Annotated in this window: 10 protein-coding genes; 5 read left to right on the top strand and 5 right to left on the bottom strand. The window is 66.8% G+C overall.

Annotated features, from left to right (window positions below; genetic code table 11):
• Positions 1–48: 48 nt before the first annotated feature.
• Positions 49–1,914 (bottom strand): ABC-F family ATP-binding cassette domain-containing protein, encoded by a 1,866-nt coding sequence (locus ABH900_RS07535; protein WP_429622263.1) that lies wholly within the window; start codon positions 1,912–1,914, stop codon positions 49–51.
• Between the two features lie 335 nt (positions 1,915–2,249).
• Here ABH900_RS07535 and ABH900_RS07530 point away from each other — a divergent pair, with 335 nt between their 5' ends.
• Both ABH900_RS07530 and ybaL read left to right on the top strand, forming a co-directional pair.
• A complete protein-coding gene (locus ABH900_RS07530) occupies positions 2,250–4,637 on the top strand; it encodes a TonB-dependent receptor plug domain-containing protein (protein ID WP_429622262.1) in 2,388 nt (795 codons plus the stop codon).
• Between the two features lie 182 nt (positions 4,638–4,819).
• Complete coding sequence (gene ybaL / locus ABH900_RS07525; RefSeq protein ID WP_429622261.1) at positions 4,820–6,520, top strand: YbaL family putative K(+) efflux transporter; 1,701 nt, start codon at positions 4,820–4,822, stop codon at positions 6,518–6,520.
• Between the two features lie 618 nt (positions 6,521–7,138).
• Here the strand turns inward: ybaL and ABH900_RS07520 are convergent.
• Positions 7,139–8,026: an AraC family transcriptional regulator gene (locus ABH900_RS07520; protein ID WP_429622260.1), complete on the bottom strand. Its 888-nt coding sequence runs from the start codon at positions 8,024–8,026 to the stop codon at positions 7,139–7,141.
• Between the two features lie 85 nt (positions 8,027–8,111).
• A complete protein-coding gene (locus ABH900_RS07515; protein WP_429622258.1) occupies positions 8,112–9,398 on the bottom strand; it encodes an O-acetylhomoserine aminocarboxypropyltransferase/cysteine synthase family protein in 1,287 nt (428 codons plus the stop codon).
• Positions 9,399–9,578: 180 nt separating this feature from the next.
• On the opposite strand from ABH900_RS07515, the gene ABH900_RS07510 reads away from it, so the two are divergent.
• The 3 genes from ABH900_RS07510 to ABH900_RS07500 all read left to right on the top strand — a co-directional run bounded on the left by ABH900_RS07510 (position 9,579) and on the right by ABH900_RS07500 (position 12,549).
• Positions 9,579–10,316, top strand: coding sequence for a winged helix-turn-helix domain-containing protein (locus ABH900_RS07510; RefSeq protein ID WP_429622257.1), 738 nt, complete (start codon positions 9,579–9,581; stop codon positions 10,314–10,316).
• Positions 10,313–11,608, top strand: a complete 1,296-nt coding sequence (locus ABH900_RS07505; RefSeq protein WP_429622256.1) for an ATP-binding protein — start codon at positions 10,313–10,315, stop codon at positions 11,606–11,608. The genes ABH900_RS07510 and ABH900_RS07505 overlap by 4 nt, the downstream gene beginning before the upstream one ends.
• A 140-nt stretch (positions 11,609–11,748) precedes the next feature.
• Positions 11,749–12,549, top strand: a complete 801-nt coding sequence (locus ABH900_RS07500; protein ID WP_429622255.1) for a MipA/OmpV family protein — start codon at positions 11,749–11,751, stop codon at positions 12,547–12,549.
• 73 nt (positions 12,550–12,622) lie between these two features.
• Here the strand turns inward: ABH900_RS07500 and clpB are convergent, their stop codons facing one another.
• The gene (clpB, locus tag ABH900_RS07495; RefSeq protein WP_429622254.1) at positions 12,623–15,208 is read right to left on the bottom strand and encodes an ATP-dependent chaperone ClpB; all 2,586 of its coding nucleotides are present in this window, start codon (positions 15,206–15,208) and stop codon (positions 12,623–12,625) included.
• A 180-nt stretch (positions 15,209–15,388) separates the two neighbouring features.
• On the bottom strand, positions 15,389–16,210 hold the full coding sequence (locus ABH900_RS07490; protein ID WP_429622253.1) for a DUF3014 domain-containing protein: 822 nt from the start codon (positions 16,208–16,210) through the stop codon (positions 15,389–15,391).
• Positions 16,211–16,270 lie beyond the last annotated feature (60 nt).

Here is a 16,270-nt window from a genome sequence, read left to right as displayed (position 1 = left end):
TCCCCTCCGTCCCCTTTTCGGTTGCCGGCCAGCGGCCGGCGCTACCGGTCAGGACTCCAGCAGTTCCATCCAGGCCGCTTCGGCCTTTTCCAGCTGCGCGGCGGTGGTCTCGCGGTCGCGGCCGAGCACGGCCATGCGGGTGGCATCGGCATAGTTGGCCGGGTCGGCCAGCTGGCGGTCCAGTTCGGCCAGCGCGCCCTCCAGTTCGGCCACCCTGGCTTCGGCGGAGGCCAGCTTGTGCGGGTTCACCGGCTTCTTCTGCACCACCTGCGCCACCGGCGTGGTCTTGACCACCACCGGCTCTTCGACTTGTTCCATGCGCGCCTTGGTGCCCTGTGCCTGCGGACGGGTACGCAGCCACGCGGCGTAGGCATCGAGATCGCCGTCGAACGGCTCGACCACACCATCGGCCACGCGCCAGAAGGTGTCGCAGACCAGACCGATCAGATGGCGGTCATGCGAGACCATCACGATCGCGCCGTCGAAATCCGCCAGCGCTTCAGCCAGCGCCTCGCGCATTTCCAGGTCAAGGTGGTTGGTCGGTTCGTCCAGCAGCAGCACGTTCGGCTGCTGCCAGGCGATCAACGCCAGTGCCAGGCGGGCACGCTCGCCACCGGAGAAGCCATCGACCGGCTCGAAGGCACGGTCGCCGGGGAAATTCCACTTGCCGAGGAAATCGCGGAACGACTGGTTCGGCGCGTCCGGGGCGATTTCGCGGAAGTGCTCCATCGGCGACTGCCCTTCATGCAGCGATTCGACCGTGTGCTGGGCGAAGTAGCCAATGCGCAGGTCCGGGTGCGCGGCGCGTTCGCCGGCGATCGGTGCCAGCTCGCCCACCAGGGTCTTCACCAGGGTGGTCTTACCCGCACCGTTGGGGCCCAGCAGGCCGATGCGCTGACCTGCTTCCAGGCCGAAGCCCACGTTGTGCAGGATCACCGAATCGTTGCCATAGCCGGCCTCGACGTGGTTCAGGCGGATCAGCGAGAACGGCAGCTTGGCCGGCGGCGCGAACTCGATGCGGAACTCGCGCTCGGCGCGCACCGCTTCGGTACCGGCCAGCTTGGCCAGGCGCTTCATCCGGCTCTGCGCCTGCGCGGCCTTGCTGGCCTGGGCCTTGAAGCGGTCGATGAAGCTCTGCAGGTGGGCGCGCTCGGCCTGCTCCTTCTCGTGCGCGATCTGCTGCTGGCGCAGCTGTTCGGCGCGCTGGCGCTCGAAGTCGGTGTAGCCGCCCGGATAGAGTTTGGCACCGCCACCGTGCAGGTGCAGGGTGTGGGTGGCCACGTTGTCGAGAAACTCGCGGTCATGCGAGATCAGCAGCAGGGTGCCCGGGTACTTCAGCAGCCACTGTTCGAGCCAGTACACCGCGTCCAGATCCAGGTGGTTGGTCGGTTCGTCGAGCAGCAGCAGGTCGCTGGGCATCATCAGCGCGCGGGCCAGGTTCAGGCGCACGCGCCAGCCGCCGGAGAACGAGGACACGGCGCGGTGGTGCGTTTCCGCAGGGAAGCCAAGGCCGTGCAGCAGCTTGCCGGCACGCGCTTCGGCGTCGTAGGCATTGAGCTCGGCCATGCGCGTGTGGGCTTCGGCCACCGCTTCCCAATCTTCGCGGGCGGTGGCCTCGGCCTCGGCCGCCAGCACTGCCGCCACCTCGATGTCGCCGCCCAGCACGAAGCTCAGCGCGGGGTCGGGCAGCGACGGTGTTTCCTGGGCGACGCTGGCAATGCGGATCTTGCCGGGCAGGTCGACGTCACCCTTGTCGGCCTCCAGTTCACCCTTCACTGCCGCGAACAGGCTGGACTTGCCAGCACCGTTGCGGCCGACCACACCCACCCGGTAACCGGCATGCAGGGTCAGGTCGACATTGGACAACAGCAGCCGCTCGCCGCGGCGCAAGGCGAAATTACGAAGGGAGATCATCGGGGGAGGGGTCCATATAACCGAATGGAATGTGCTGGTGAGCACTGTTCCTGCGACGCAATTCTAGCGTTAACGAATACTTGACGCGCCCCGGGATGCGCAGCGGCCGGCGTTCCTCTCTCCCACGTCCTGTCCGCGCGCGTCCCGGGCCCCCTCCCCGCAAGTGCCGATCCAGGCTAAATGGTTGCTGCTGCAACGTTTTTTCTGATGACCGGCATTTGACAGGCACTGAATATCCCGTTAATTCCTGTATTGCGCACCGCAACAACCGCCGTCCGCCTCACGCCCGTGATGTCGATTCCGGTGCCACCCCCGCCAACCGGAGCCTCATCCCGATGACCCGCAAGACCCGCCTGATCGCCGCCGCCATCGCCGTCGCACTCGGTGGCTCTCCGTTCGTCGCCACTGCCCAGCAGACCGGCACCGCCGCCAATACCCTGGACACGGTGATCGTCACCGGTACCCGCGTGGCCGACCGCACGGTCGCCGAATCGCAGTCGCCGATCGACATCATCACCCCCGAAGCCCTGCAGTCCACCGGCACCAGCGAGCTGGCCACCGCGTTGTCACGCGCCCTGCCCTCGCTGAACTTCCCGCGCCCGGCGCTGACCGACGGCACCAGCGGCGTGCGCCCGGCACAGCTGCGTGGCCTGTCGCCGGACCAGGTGCTGGTGCTGGTCAACGGCAAGCGCCGCCACACCTCGGCGATGATCAACGTCAACGGCAGCATCGGGCGTGGCTCATCGGCGGTGGACATCAATGCCATTCCGATCGCCGCCATCGAGCGCGTGGAAGTGCTGCGTGACGGTGCGTCGGCACAGTACGGCTCGGACGCCATCGCCGGCGTGATCAACATCGTGCTCAAGGGCAGCGGCAGTGGCGGCAGTCTGGCCGTGGATTACGGCCAGTACTCGGCCGGCGACGGCAACAAGTACCAGCTGTCCGGCGATACCGGTATCGAGTTCGGCAATGGCCGGGGCCGCGTGCACGTGGCCGGCCAGATCAGCCAACAGGACGAGAGCAACCGTGCCGGCCCTTACCGTGGCACCACCCCGAACACCGGCAACTTCCCGAGCATCGGCCAGACCACCTTCATCGTCGGCGACCCGCGCGTGGACGCTACCGCGGCCTCGGTCAATGCCAGCTTCGACTTCAGCGACCGTGTGACCGGCTATGCCAGTGCGCTGCTCAGCAACCGCGACATCACCTCCTTCGCGTTCTACCGGTCGCGCAACCACAATGGGCAGACCGCGCTGCTGGCGCAGACCTACCCGGACGGCTTCGTGCCGGAGATCAACCAGTACTCCAAGGACCGTTCACTGGTAGCCGGGGTCAAGGGCAGCACCGACAACGGCTGGACCTGGGACCTGAGCCTGAACCACGGCGAGAACACCCTGGACTTCCACACCCGCAACAGCATCAACTACAGCCTGGGCGCCACCAGTCCGCGCTCGTTCTACGACGGCACGCTGAAGTACCAGCAGGACATCTTCAACGCCGACCTGACCAAGTCGTTGGACTGGGGCCTGGCCTACCCGGTCACGCTGTCCTTCGGTGGCGAATACCGCAAGGAGAAGTGGGACCAGAACCCGGGCGAGCTGAACTCGTACACCGGCAGCGGCGCGCAGGGCTTCGGCGGCTTCACCCCGACCAATGAAGTGCATGCCGACCGCCACAACTACGCGGTCTATGCGGGCCTGGAAGCGGATCTGACCGAGAAGTTCTCGGCTGGCATCACCGGCCGCTACGAAGACTACTCGGACTTCGGTGACCGCTTCTCCGGCAAGCTGTCGGCGCGCTATGCGTTCACCGACAAGGTCGCACTGCGGGCAACCGCGTCCAGCGGCTTCCGTGCACCGTCGCTGGCCCAGCAGGGTTACCAGGCGGTGACCAGCCAGTTCACCAACGGCGTGTTCGTCGAACGCGGCACCTTCCCGACCACCAGCCAGGCCGCGCAGGCGCTGGGCGCCTCGCCGCTGAAGGCCGAGACCTCCACCTCCTACAGCGTGGGCCTGGTGCTGCAGCCGGTCGACCGCCTGTACATCACCGTCGATGCGTACCAGATCGACATCGATGACCGCATCGCGCTGTCGTCGAGCATCACCACCAACGCGGCCAGCAGTGCCCTGTTGGCCGGCCTGGGCCTGCCGCAGGTGACGGCGTTCTCGTACTTCACCAACGGCCTGGATACGCGCACCCGTGGTGTCGATTTCGTCTCCAGCTACACCGTGCCGTTCAGCGCCAGCAGCCTGGAACTGACCGCGGCCTACAGCCTGAACGACACCGAGGTGCGTCGCGTCGGCGCCACACCGGCGGTATTCGGCACGCTGGGCCTGAACCAGTCGCTGATCGGCCGCGATGAAATCGGCCGCATCGAAGACAGCTACCCGCGCGACAAGGCGATCCTGAGCGGCACCTGGCGTTCGGATCACTGGGAACTGGGCCTGGCCGCGACCCGCTACGGCAAGTTCACCGTGCGCAACTCGGCCACCGCCGCGCGCGACCAGACCTATGGCGATGCCTGGGTAGTGGATGCCTCGGCCAGCTACAAGCCGAGCAGCAACTGGACCCTGACCGTGGGTGCGGACAACCTGCTGGACAAGTACCCGGACCGCACCGAAGACCTGCAGAACTCCACCTTCGGCATGCTGCCGTACAGCAACTACTCGCCGTTCGGCTTCAACGGCGCGTATGTGTATGGGCGGATCAGGTACACCTGGTAAGCGACATCGGTAGCGCCGGGCGATGCCCGGCGGCTTCTTCCGGGGCCAGATTCCTCTCCTGCGGGAGAGGAACTACCCGCTGCTCCTTGCACGTCGCAACCTTCCATTCCACCCACTGGGTTTGCTGCATCAGGCCGCTTAGGTGAAAATCGGGACATCCCCCCGTTTTCCTGCGAGAGCCGATGCACCATGACACCGACCTGATCAACATCGTTGCCGTTGGCCTCGGGCTCGCCTTCATCTTCGGCGCGCTGGCCAACAAGCTGCGTTTGTCTCCGCTGGTCGGTTACCTGGTTGCTGGCATCTGCGTAGGACCGTTCACCCCCGGCTTCGTCGCCGACCAGGCGCTGGCCAACCAACTGGCCGAACTGGGCGTGATGCTGCTGATGTTCGGCGTCGGCCTGCACTTCTCGCTGAAGGACCTGATGGCGGTCAAAGCCATCGCCATCCCCGGTGCCATCGGCCAGATCCTGGTCGCCACCCTGCTCGGTTGGGGCCTGGCCGCGTTGATGGGCTGGCCGGTCATCCACGGCATCGTGTTCGGCTTCGCGCTGGCCACCGCCAGTACCGTGGTGCTGCTGCGCGCGATGGAAGAGCGGCGCCTGCTGGAAACCCAGCGCGGCAAGATCGCCGTCGGCTGGCTGATCGTCGAAGACCTGGCCTGCGTGCTGGCACTGGTGATGATGCCGGTGATGGCCGGCGTGTTCGGGCCGGACGCGGCCAATGAACAGCACACCATCGGCAGCGTGCTGGCCAGCATCGGCTGGACCTTCGTGCAGCTGGGCCTGTTCGTGGCGGTGATGCTGGTGGTCGGCCGCCGGGTCATCCCATGGATCCTGGAACGCATTGCCGGTACCGGTTCGCGCGAGCTGTTCACGCTGTCGGTGCTGGCGATCGCGCTCGGCGTGGCGTTCGGTTCGGCCATGCTGTTCGGCGTATCGTTCGCACTGGGCGCGTTCTTCGCCGGCATGCTGCTCAATGAATCCGAACTCAGCCACAAGGCGGCCAGCGATTCACTGCCGCTGCGTGATGCATTCGCCGTGCTGTTCTTCGTCTCGGTGGGCATGCTGTTCAACCCGAGCATCCTGATCGAGCACCCATGGCAGGTGCTGGCCACGGCGGCCATCATCATGTTCGGCAAGTCGGCCGCCGCGTTCTTCATCGTGCGCGCGTTCGGCCACCCTACCGGCACCGCGCTGACCATCTCGGCCAGCCTGGCGCAGATCGGTGAGTTCGCCTTCATCATCGCCGGGCTTGGCGTGACCCTGAAGATCCTGCCGCCCACCGGCCAGGCGCTGGTGCTGGCCGGTGCGCTGATCTCGATCATGCTCAACCCGCTGGTGTTCGGCCTGCTCGACCGCTGGCTGCTGAAGAACAAGGAAACCGCGCCGGCGGCGGTCGAGACGGAACTGCCGCCAGGCCCCTCGCTGGACCTGCACGACCACGCCATCGTCATCGGCTACGGCCGCGTCGGCAGCGCACTGGCACAGGTACTGCGTGACCGTGGCGTGCCGGTGATGATCATCGACGACAACAAGGAACACGTGGCCGAAGCACATGCCGCGGGACTGCCCGGCATCCGCGGCAGCGCGGCTTCGGACAAGGTACTGGCCGAGGCCCATCCCGAGCGCGCGAAGATCGCGGTGCTGGCGATCCCACAGCCGTTGGAGGCCGGCGAGACGCTGGCCAAGCTGCGCGCGCTCAACCCCAACCTGACCCTGCTGGCGCGGGCGCACAGCGATGCCGAAGTGAAGCATCTGCTGGAACATGGTGCCGATGGCACGGTGATGGCTGAGCGCGAACTGGCCTACTCGCTGGCGGAAATGATCATGTCCACACCACCGTACCGGAACCTGGGGCAGCACAGCATTCCGGTGGTGTGAGGGTTATGCGGCAGGGCTTGCAGCCCTGCACCCACGGTAGTGCCGGCCGCTGGCCGGCAACCTCAACCTCAACAGCAACAGCAACGGCAGAAGCTGGCATTCCGTGGGATGGCGGGGTGGGTCCGGTTGCGGGAGACGCCGTAAACCCCGCTGCGCGGTCCGGCCCAGCCGCTGGCGGCAGTGCGTTCGGGCGCTTGCGAAGCAGTGCTTCGCAAGCAAAGCGCCCTCACCCATGGGGGCTTGGCCGCGGCATCCATGCCGCGGACACTCCCGCAACCGGACCCACCCCGCCTTCGACGGATTTCTGCGATCTGCAGTAGATCCACGCCATGCGTGGATGCTGTTCGATGGACTATCGGAATATTCGATTCCGATGGTGAGCCATCCACGCATGGCGTGGATCTACCAGGTTTGATGGCGCCCATCAGTGCATGAGGTCAGATCTGTTTCCCGCAGGAAAACGGATCTGACCCCGAAACCATAAAAATCCCCGGTCGACCCGCATCGACCGGGGATCGGTAACGCCACGTTGCCACGCCTTGGAGACGCACTTCCACCCTAGCGCATCGTGCGGCCGGTGGTGATCGCCTGTAGCGATGACGACCAAGCCAGGCGCTATCAGCCAGCCAGCGGCAGGCAGACGTCGGCACGCAGGCGTTCGGCCGGAACCTGTTCGGGATCGTCGAGGAAATGGAAGTAGAGCGGCGCCTCGGCCAGTGCATGGCCACTGCCGGGCCACCAATCACGCATCAGCACATCACTCACCACCTGCAGCTGTTCGTAAGGGCCCACGTGGCGGACCACGGCGTGCGGGCCGGCACCGAGCGCCTGCCGCCGCAGGGGTGACGGCAGCGATGGCAGCGCCGTGGCGAATCCGATGCCGCAATCGAAGCGGTGCGCGCGCGCCGGCACGTCACGATGGTCATCAATGGCGATGCCCACCAGATGCAGCAGGTCGTTGGCCAGGCCCTGCGTCTGCGCCCATTCGAACAGGCGCCCGAAGCTGGCATCGAGATCACCGAACGCCCCCTGTGCACGCAGCAGCACCACCTCGAACGGCTGCAGGGCCCGGACTTCCACCTTCAGCGGCGTGGCCTTGTCCTCATTGTCGTCGGCCGGTGGCTGCGCCAGCACCCGCTGCCAGTGTTGCCGCAGTCCTGCATCTGCGCGCAGGGTGCGGGGGGTGGCCGCCAGTCGCTGCCGGCAGCGCCGCGCCAGCGCCTGCGCGCTTTCGTAGCCGGCCGCCAGCGCTGCATCGGTGATGCTGGCCCCGGGCTGCTGCAGTGCCTGCAGCGCACTGAGCAGGCGCAGGCGATCCAGCGTCTGGCCCGGGCTCTCACCGGTCAGCGCCCGGTACAGCCGCTGGAAATGGTACGGCGACTGATGCGCGATCGACGCCAGCGCCGCCACGTCCGGAAGCGTCTGCTGTGCGCGCAGGCAGCCCTGCAGGTGGTCGATGACCCGTTCGATTCCCTGCGCCTGGCGCAGTCCCGCAAGCCGATTCATGACCATCTCCCTTCAAGGACATGGCTGCGATCGTGCCTGATCGGATGGCGGGGTGCGTGACCGATCCTGCTCGATGCCACACCTGTCAGGCAGCGGCCAAGGCCTGCTCCAGGTCCACGCGCAGGTCGCCGATGTGCTCGATGCCGATCGACAACCGTACGGTGTCCTCGCTCACCCCCGCCCTGGCCAGCTCGGCGGCGTCCAGCTGGCGATGGGTGGTCGACGCTGGATGGGTGGCCAGCGACTTGGCGTCGCCCAGGTTCACCAGGCGGGTGAACAGCTGCAGCGCGTCGAGGAAGCGTGCGCCGGCCTCGCGGCCACCGGGCAGGCCGAAAGTCAGCACCCCCGAGCCGTGCCCACCGAGGTAGCGCTGCGCGCCCGCGTGCTCGGGATCATCGGCCAGACCCGCGTAACGCACCCATGCCACCTTCGCGTGTGCCTTCAGGAACTGCGCGACCGCCAGCGCATTGGCGTTGATCCGCTCCATGCGCAGGGCCAGGGTCTCGATGCCCTGCAGGATCAGGAACGCATTGAACGGCGACAGCGCTGCACCGGTGTTGCGCAGCGGTACCACTCGCGCACGACCGATGTAGGCAGCCGCGCCCAGTGCTTCGGTATAGACCACACCGTGGTAGCTCGGATCGGGCTGGTTGAGGCGGGCGAAGCGCTGTGGCTGCGCCGCCCAGTCGAACCGGCCGGAATCGATGATGGCACCGCCCAGACTGGTGCCGTGGCCCCCCAGATACTTGGTGAGCGAATGCACCACGATGTCGGCACCGTGCTCGAATGGGCGCAGCAGGAATGGTGTGGCCACGGTGTTGTCGACGATCAACGGCACCCCTGCCGCATGCGCGACCTCTGCGATCGCGGCAATGTCGGTGACGTTGCCGCGCGGGTTGCCGATCGATTCGACGAACACCGCCTTGGTGCGGTCATCGATGAGCGCGGCAAACGCAGCAGGATCGGCCGGATCGGCAAAACGCGCCTGGATGCCGTACTGCGGCAACGTGTGTGCCAGCAGATTCAGGCTGCCACCGTACAACGCACTGGAAGCGACGATGTTGTCGCCGGCCTCGGCAATGGTCTGGATGGCATAGGTGATCGCTGCCTGCCCCGAGGCCAGGGCCAGTGCGCCAATGCCACCTTCCAGTGCAGCCACGCGTTGCTCCAGCACATCGGTGGTGGGGTTCATGATGCGCGTGTAGATGTTGCCCGGCACCTTCAGGTCGAACAGATCCGCCCCGTGCTGGGTGTCATCGAAGGCATACGCCACCGTCTGGTAGATCGGTACCGCCACCGCGCGGGTGGTCGGATCGGGACGGTAGCCGCCGTGCACGGCCAGGGTTTCCAGTTGCCACTGCGGGTCGCTCATTGCACCAGGCTCCATCCGGGGAAACCGCCACCATAGGCGAGCCGGCGGCCGGCGCTGAAAGCCACTGGCGATGACATCCGTACCAGCGGTTATCAGGTTGGCCGCGATTCAGGCAGCCGTCATGGGGCGTTGCTAGGCTTCGCCGCCGGGCGCTCCTGCCCGGGCACGGAGGCCCTACGCATGCAGCCATCCCCTTGGACCCCTACCACCAGCACGTCGCCCACATCGGTGCTGTTGGTCGAGGACGACCGTCGCCTGGCCGAGCTGGTCAGCGACTACCTGCACGAGCATGGCTTTTCCGTGCAGCACGTCGCCCGGGGCGATCAGGCCGGCGCCGCCTGCCGCCAGCACGCGCCGGAACTGGTGGTGCTGGACCTGATGCTGCCCGGGCTCGGCGGCATCGACGTGTGCCGGCAGATCCGCGGCTTCTCCGACGTGCCGATCCTGATGCTGACCGCCTGCGAGGACGACATCGAGCAGGTGCTGGGCCTGGAATCAGGCGCCGACGACTTCGTGCACAAGCCGGTCGAGCCCCGCCTGCTGCTGGCCCGCCTGCGCGCCCTGTTGCGCCGCCGCCACGGCAGCAGCAACACCGGCACGCCCTGTCGGCTGATGCATGGGCAACTGCTGATCGACCGCATGCAGCGGGAAGTACATCTGCACGGCGCCGCCGTTGAACTGGGCACCACCGAATTCGAGATCCTGTGGCTGCTGGCCAGCCAACCCGGACAGATCCTGTCGCGCGACCAGATCCTGCAGGCGGTGCGTGGCATCGGCTTCGACGGCCTGGACCGCAGCGTCGACGTCTGCATCGGCAAGCTGCGCCGCAAACTCGGCGACGATGCACGCGAGCCGCGGCGGATCAAGACCGTGTGGGGCCGCGGCTACCAGTTCAATCCAGCGGCCTGGTCGGCATGAAGCGGCTGTTCCTGCGCCTGTGGCTGCTGGTCGGCGCAAGCTTCCTGATTACCCTGCTGCTGATCAACCTGATCTTCAACCGCATCTATCTCCCCACCCAGCAACAGATCTTCGCCGAACAAGTGCGCGGCCAACTTTACGCGCTGCGTCAAGGGCTGCAGGGCAAGGACGAAACCGCACAGCAACACCAGTTGGCGCAGTGGCAACCGCACTACGGCATCGCGTTGGCGTTGCTGGCCGCACCGCCGCCGATCACACCGGAAGAACAGCAGCAGCTGCAACGCAACGGGATGATCGCCCGGCAGAAGTTCGAGATCGTCTGGGCGCCGTTGGATCCTGCACACCCCGACGGCCCCTGGCTGCAGCTGCATCTGCCCGGTGAACCTCCCACCTCGCTGTACCTGACGCTGGTCGCATACTCGGTGATGCTGGCGCTGTTCGGACTGTGCCTGTACGCCTGGTCGCGCCTGCTCTGGCGCGATCTGGACGCCCTGCGCGTGCATGCCGACCGCATCGGCGCCGGCGACCTGCAGGCGCGCGCGCAGGTGTCACCGCGCTCGCAGATCCGCGTCATCGTCGAACACTCCAACCGCATGGCTGCGCGCGTGGCCGAACTGGTGCAGCGCCAGCGCGACCTGACCCATGCGATCTCGCATGAACTGCGCACGCCCATCGCGCGCGTGGCCTTCGGCCTGGACCTGATGCAGGACAGCGATGACCCGGCGCGCCGCGCGCGCCTGGCGCAGGGCCTGCACGGCGACCTCGCCGAGCTCGACCGGCTGGTCAGCGAGCTGCTGGCCTACGAGCGGCTGGAACACCCCAGCGAAGGTGAGCCACTGCAGCGCATCGAAGCCAACGACTGGCTGCAGGCCTGCCTGGCCGACGCACAGCGCGATGCCGAACGCGCTGGCGTGGTGCTGCGCGTGCAGCCCAGCGCGCTGCCACGGGTGGATGCTGAGCCGCGCCTGCTGCAGCTGGCGCTGAGCAATCTGGTGGGCAACGCACTGCGCCACGCGCGCGCGCAGGTGGAAGTGTCGCTGGTCGGTGTTGCCGACCGAGCCTGCCTGCGGGTGGACGACGACGGCCCCGGCATCGCCGAGGCCGACCGCGAAAAAGTGGTGCGCCCGTTCACCCGCCTTGATGACAGCCGCAGCCGCGATACCGGCGGCTTCGGCCTGGGCCTGGCGATCGTCGGCCGTATTGCTGCGCGACATCAGGGCGAGCTGCGCATCGGCCGCGCCACGCTCGGTGGCGCACGCCTGGAAGTGCACTGGCCACTGGCTGCCAGCTGAACGCCTCGGGGCGCGATTACAGTTGCTTACAACTCCCGCACAACTGCGGACGGATCGGTCGCTGGCGCATCGCCACGCTAGCGACCCTGCAGCACCCGCCGGATGCGCGTGCTGCTTTCCTCCCATTGCCGAGAGTTTCCATGTCCCAGCTTCGCCGTTCCCCCGCCCTGCTCTGCCTGGCCCTGCTGCCGCTGCTTGCAGCACCGATCGCCCATGCCAAGGATGACCACTGGACCTTCGAAGTCGCCGCCGGTGGTGGCGTAACGCCGCGCTACAGCGGCAGCGAGGAGTACCGTGCGACGCCGTCGCTGTCCTTCGATGTCACCTCGCCGGGGGGCTGGTTTCTGGGCACCAGTGGCATCGGCTGGGGCACCGCCATCGGCGACCATACACGCGTGCGGGCGTATGTCGGTGCCAGCGGCATCCGCAAGGACAAGGACTCGCTGCTGGGTGGTTCGGACTTCCTGCGCGGCATGGGTGATATCGATACCCGTCCCCTGGTCGGCATCTCGGCTGGATATACGCTGGGCGAGGCCGTGCTGAGTGGCACCTGGCAGTTCACCCGCAAGGATGAAGACAAGGGCGACAACGGCCTGGCCACGCAGCAGATGCACCTGAGCCTGATGATGCCGCTGTTCGACCTCGCCGGCGGCGTGGTCAGTGGCAGTGTCTCCACCGACTACGGCAACCGCGGCTACATGCAGACCTGGTACGGCGTCAGCCCGGAGCAGGCCACGCGTACCGGCTTTGCTGAGCACAAACCGAAGGCCGGCCTGGTCAGTGCCGGCGTCGGCCTGAAGTGGAGCCAGCGCGTGGGCCGCAACGGCAGCTGGTACATCTCGGCCGAAGGCACGCGCCTGCTTGGCGATGCCGCCGACAGCCCGATCGTGCAGAAGCCGAACCAGTTCGGGCTGATGAGCGGTTACACGCACCGCTTCTGAAGGGTCGCCGGGCATGGCCCGGCGCTACCCGCGGGAAACGGGGCACTGCGCCCAGGCAGTGCCCCGCCGTGATTCACGCCTTGGCAAACACCAGGTGACCGCCGTCGTTGCCGACTTCGATGACGTCGCCGTTGACGAAGGCGCCAGACAGGATCTTCTGCGCCAGCGGGTTTTCCAGCTGTGCCTGGATCGCCCGCTTCAACGGACGCGCGCCGTAGACCGGATCGAAACCCACGTTGCCGAGCAGATCGAATGCCGCATCGGACACCACCAGCTTCAGGCCCCGCTCGGCCAGGCGCTTTTCCAACCCACGCATCTGGATGCGTGCGATCTGCTTGATCTGCTGCTTGTCCAGCGGGTGGAACACGACGATGTCGTCCAGCCGGTTGATGAATTCCGGGCGGAAGTGCGCCTGCACCACGCCCATCACCGCCGCCTTCATCTGCGTGTAGGCCTCCGGGCTGTCATCGCCACTCATGTCCTGGATCTGGTGTGAGCCCAGGTTGGAGGTCATCACGATGACGGTGTTGCGGAAGTCCACGGTGCGGCCCTGGCCATCGGTCAGGCGGCCATCGTCCAGCACCTGCAGCAGGATATTGAACACATCCGGGTGTGCCTTCTCCACCTCATCGAGCAGGATCAGCGAATACGGGCGACGACGCACCGCCTCGGTCAGGTAGCCGCCTTCCTCGTAACCGACATAGCCCGGAGGCGCACCGATCAGGCGGGCGACGCTGTGCTTCTCCATGAACTCGCTCATGTCGATGCGGATCATTGCGTCGGCACTGTCGAACAGGAATTCGGCGAGCGACTTGCACAGCTCGGTCTTGCCGACACCGGTCGGGCCGAGGAACAGGAACGAACCGGCCGGGCGATTCGGATCGGACAGACCCGCACGCGAACGGCGCACCGCGTCGGACACCACCTTGATCGCCTCTTCCTGGCCGACCACGCGGTTGTGCAGCACGTCTTCCATGCGCAGCAGCTTGTCACGCTCGCCTTCAAGCATCTTGTTGACGGGAATACCGGTCCAGCGCGAAACGACCTCGGCGATTTCCTCGTCGGTCACCCGGTCCTGCACCAGCTTGAAGTCGTGGTTCTCCACTTCCTGGGCAGCCGCCAGCTGCTTTTCCAGCTGCGGCAGAACGCCATATTGAATCTCGCTCATGCGGGCGAAATCCTGGCGACGCTGCGCGGCTTCCAGTTCCAGCTTGGCCTGCTCGACCTGCTCCTTGATCTTGGTTGCGCCCTGCAGCGCGGCCTTCTCCGACTTCCAGATTTCATTGAGGTCGGAGAACTCGCGCTCCAGCGCCTCGATGTCGTTCTCCAGGTCGGCAAGGCGCTGGCGCGAGGCCTCGTCCTTTTCCTTCTTCAGCATCTCGCGCTGGATCTTCAGCTGGATCACCCGGCGTTCCAGCCGGTCCAGCTCCTCCGGCTTGGAGTCGATCTCCATGCGCAGGCGCGAGGCGGCCTCGTCCATCAGGTCGATGGCCTTGTCCGGCAGCTGACGGTCGGTGATGTAGCGATTGGACAGCGTGGCTGCGGCGACGATGGCCGGATCGGTGATCTCCACCCCGTGGTGCACCGCGTACTTCTCTTTCAGGCCGCGCAGGATCGCGATGGTGTCCTCCACCGACGGCTCGCCCACGAACACCTTCTGGAAGCGGCGTTCCAGTGCGGCATCCTTCTCGATGTACTTGCGGTACTCGTCCAGCGTGGTGGCACCGACGCAATGCAGTTCGCCGCGGGCGAGCGCCGGCTTCAGCATGTTGCCCGCGTCCATCGCACCATCGGCCTTGCCGGCACCGACCATCGTGTGCAGCTCGTCGATGAACAGGATGATCTGCCCTTCGCTCTTGGCCAGATCGTTGAGCACGCCCTTCAGGCGCTCCTCGAATTCACCACGGAACTTGGCGCCGGCGATCAGCGCGCCCATGTCCAGCGACAGCACGCGCTTGCCGCGGAGGCCTTCAGGCACTTCGTCGTTGATGATGCGCTGGGCCAGGCCCTCCACGATCGCGGTCTTGCCCACGCCGGGTTCGCCGATCAGCACCGGGTTGTTCTTGGTCCGGCGCTGCAGCACCTGGATGGTGCGGCGGATCTCTTCATCGCGGCCGATCACCGGATCGAGCTTGCCGCTTTCGGCGCGCGCGGTCAGGTCGATGGTGTATTTCTCCAGCGCCTGCCGCTGCTCCTCGGCGTTCTCCGATTGCACGTTCTCGCCGCCACGCAGCGTGTCGATCGCGGCCTGCAGGCGGGTCTTGTCGGCACCGGCGGCGCGCAGCGCCATGCCCAGCGTGCCGCCATCATCCAGCGCGGCGAGCACGAACCACTCGCTGGCGATGAAGGCATCACCGTGCTGCTGGGCCAGCTTGTCGGTCTGGTTCAGCAGCCGGCCCAGGTCATTGCCCATCGAAACATTACCGGCCTGGCCGGACACCTTGGGCAGTGCATCCAGCGCCTCGGTCAGGCGCTCGCGCAGCACCGGCACGTTCACCCCGGCCTGGGCCAGCAGCGGGCGCGTGCTGCCGCCCTGCTGGTCCAGCAGCGCAGTGAACAGGTGAACCGGTTCGATGATGCTGTTGTCGCGGCCCACGGCCAGCGACTGTGCGTCTGCCAGCGCCTGCTGGAAACGCGAAGTGAGCTTGTCCATCCGCATTGCGAATCCTCATCGGTCATCAGGGCCGGCCCGCGCCGGCGATGCTGGAAAGATGCGGTTGCCCCACCCGGTTTCAAGGGTGGCTGCGACTGCACCCCCAGGCCAGTCAGCCTGCGGCCAGCATGCCGGAGCGGGTGTGGTCAGCGCGTTGATCCCGATCAGTTCCGCGTGGCGGGGGGCTCAACGCGTGATCGCGCTGCGGATGGCCCGCAGCTGCTGCTTCACCGCCCGCGCCTGCGCCACGTCCATGCGCAGCAGGGCCTTCTGGCCGATCGAGCGCGACTGCAGGGCGGGATCGACGAAGCGGTAGCGGCCGCGTTCATCGCGTTGTACCGCCGGTGGCTGCGCCAGTTCCGGGGTATCCAGCAGATGGTCGATCACCGCCACCAGGCGATCGTTGAAATAGCCTTCGGGCCGGCCCAGATCGACGTAGGCCTGCTGGATCAGCGGGTAGAAGCGCTTGTAGGCCGTTGCCGTCGCTGCGGGGTCGAGCGCGCTGAATGCCTGCACGTACGGCGCATAGCGTGCCGCGTTGGCGGCGGCAATGCGCTCGCCGCCCTCGCCAGGTTCCACCTGGAGGCTGCCTGGCAACGGCCGCGCAGCCAGCGCCGTCGGCGGTACGCTGGGCTTGTCGAGGTTGTCGACCTGGGTCACCAGGCGCTGGATCAGATGATCGCGCAGCAGCAGGGTCAGCGCGCCCTCGCCCTGGAACAATTGGCTCAACGCCCCCCAGGCAGCCGCATCGCTGTCGGCCAGCTTCGGCAGCGCGGGGTCAGCCGCCGCCTCGGCCGCCAGTGGGTGCCTGATCTGAGGCGCTGCTGGTGCCGGCGCTGCGCCCGCATCGGGTTGCGGCGGCGCTGCACTGCTGGCAGGCGTTGCTTGCACCGGCACCGAAACGCCGTCTGCCAGGCTCTTCAACTGATCGCGGAACAGCCATCCACCCGCGCCACCGATCACCACCACGCCCAGCACCCAGGGCCATACCGCCTTTCCACTCTGCATGATGCAGTCCCTCGTTTTTCACCTGCATGGAAAGGGTGTGACCCGCTCGATTCCAGCGGG

Source organism: Stenotrophomonas sp. AN71 (genome assembly GCF_050435725.1).
GTDB lineage: Bacteria > Pseudomonadota > Gammaproteobacteria > Xanthomonadales > Xanthomonadaceae > Stenotrophomonas.
Note: the sequence above shows the minus strand (reverse complement) of the source record. Positions and strands in the feature narration are given on the sequence as shown.

Coding starts and splice junctions, on each gene's coding strand:
- ABH900_RS07535 (WP_429622263.1), bottom strand. CDS start 1,914: ATGATCTCCCTTCGTAATTTCGCCTTGCGCCGCGGCGAGCGGCTGCTG.
- ABH900_RS07530 (WP_429622262.1), top strand. CDS start 2,250: ATGACCCGCAAGACCCGCCTGATCGCCGCCGCCATCGCCGTCGCACTC.
- ybaL (WP_429622261.1), top strand. CDS start 4,820: ATGCACCATGACACCGACCTGATCAACATCGTTGCCGTTGGCCTCGGG.
- ABH900_RS07520 (WP_429622260.1), bottom strand. CDS start 8,026: ATGAATCGGCTTGCGGGACTGCGCCAGGCGCAGGGAATCGAACGGGTC.
- ABH900_RS07515 (WP_429622258.1), bottom strand. CDS start 9,398: ATGAGCGACCCGCAGTGGCAACTGGAAACCCTGGCCGTGCACGGCGGC.
- ABH900_RS07510 (WP_429622257.1), top strand. CDS start 9,579: ATGCAGCCATCCCCTTGGACCCCTACCACCAGCACGTCGCCCACATCG.
- ABH900_RS07505 (WP_429622256.1), top strand. CDS start 10,313: ATGAAGCGGCTGTTCCTGCGCCTGTGGCTGCTGGTCGGCGCAAGCTTC.
- ABH900_RS07500 (WP_429622255.1), top strand. CDS start 11,749: ATGTCCCAGCTTCGCCGTTCCCCCGCCCTGCTCTGCCTGGCCCTGCTG.
- clpB (WP_429622254.1), bottom strand. CDS start 15,208: ATGCGGATGGACAAGCTCACTTCGCGTTTCCAGCAGGCGCTGGCAGAC.
- ABH900_RS07490 (WP_429622253.1), bottom strand. CDS start 16,210: ATGCAGAGTGGAAAGGCGGTATGGCCCTGGGTGCTGGGCGTGGTGGTG.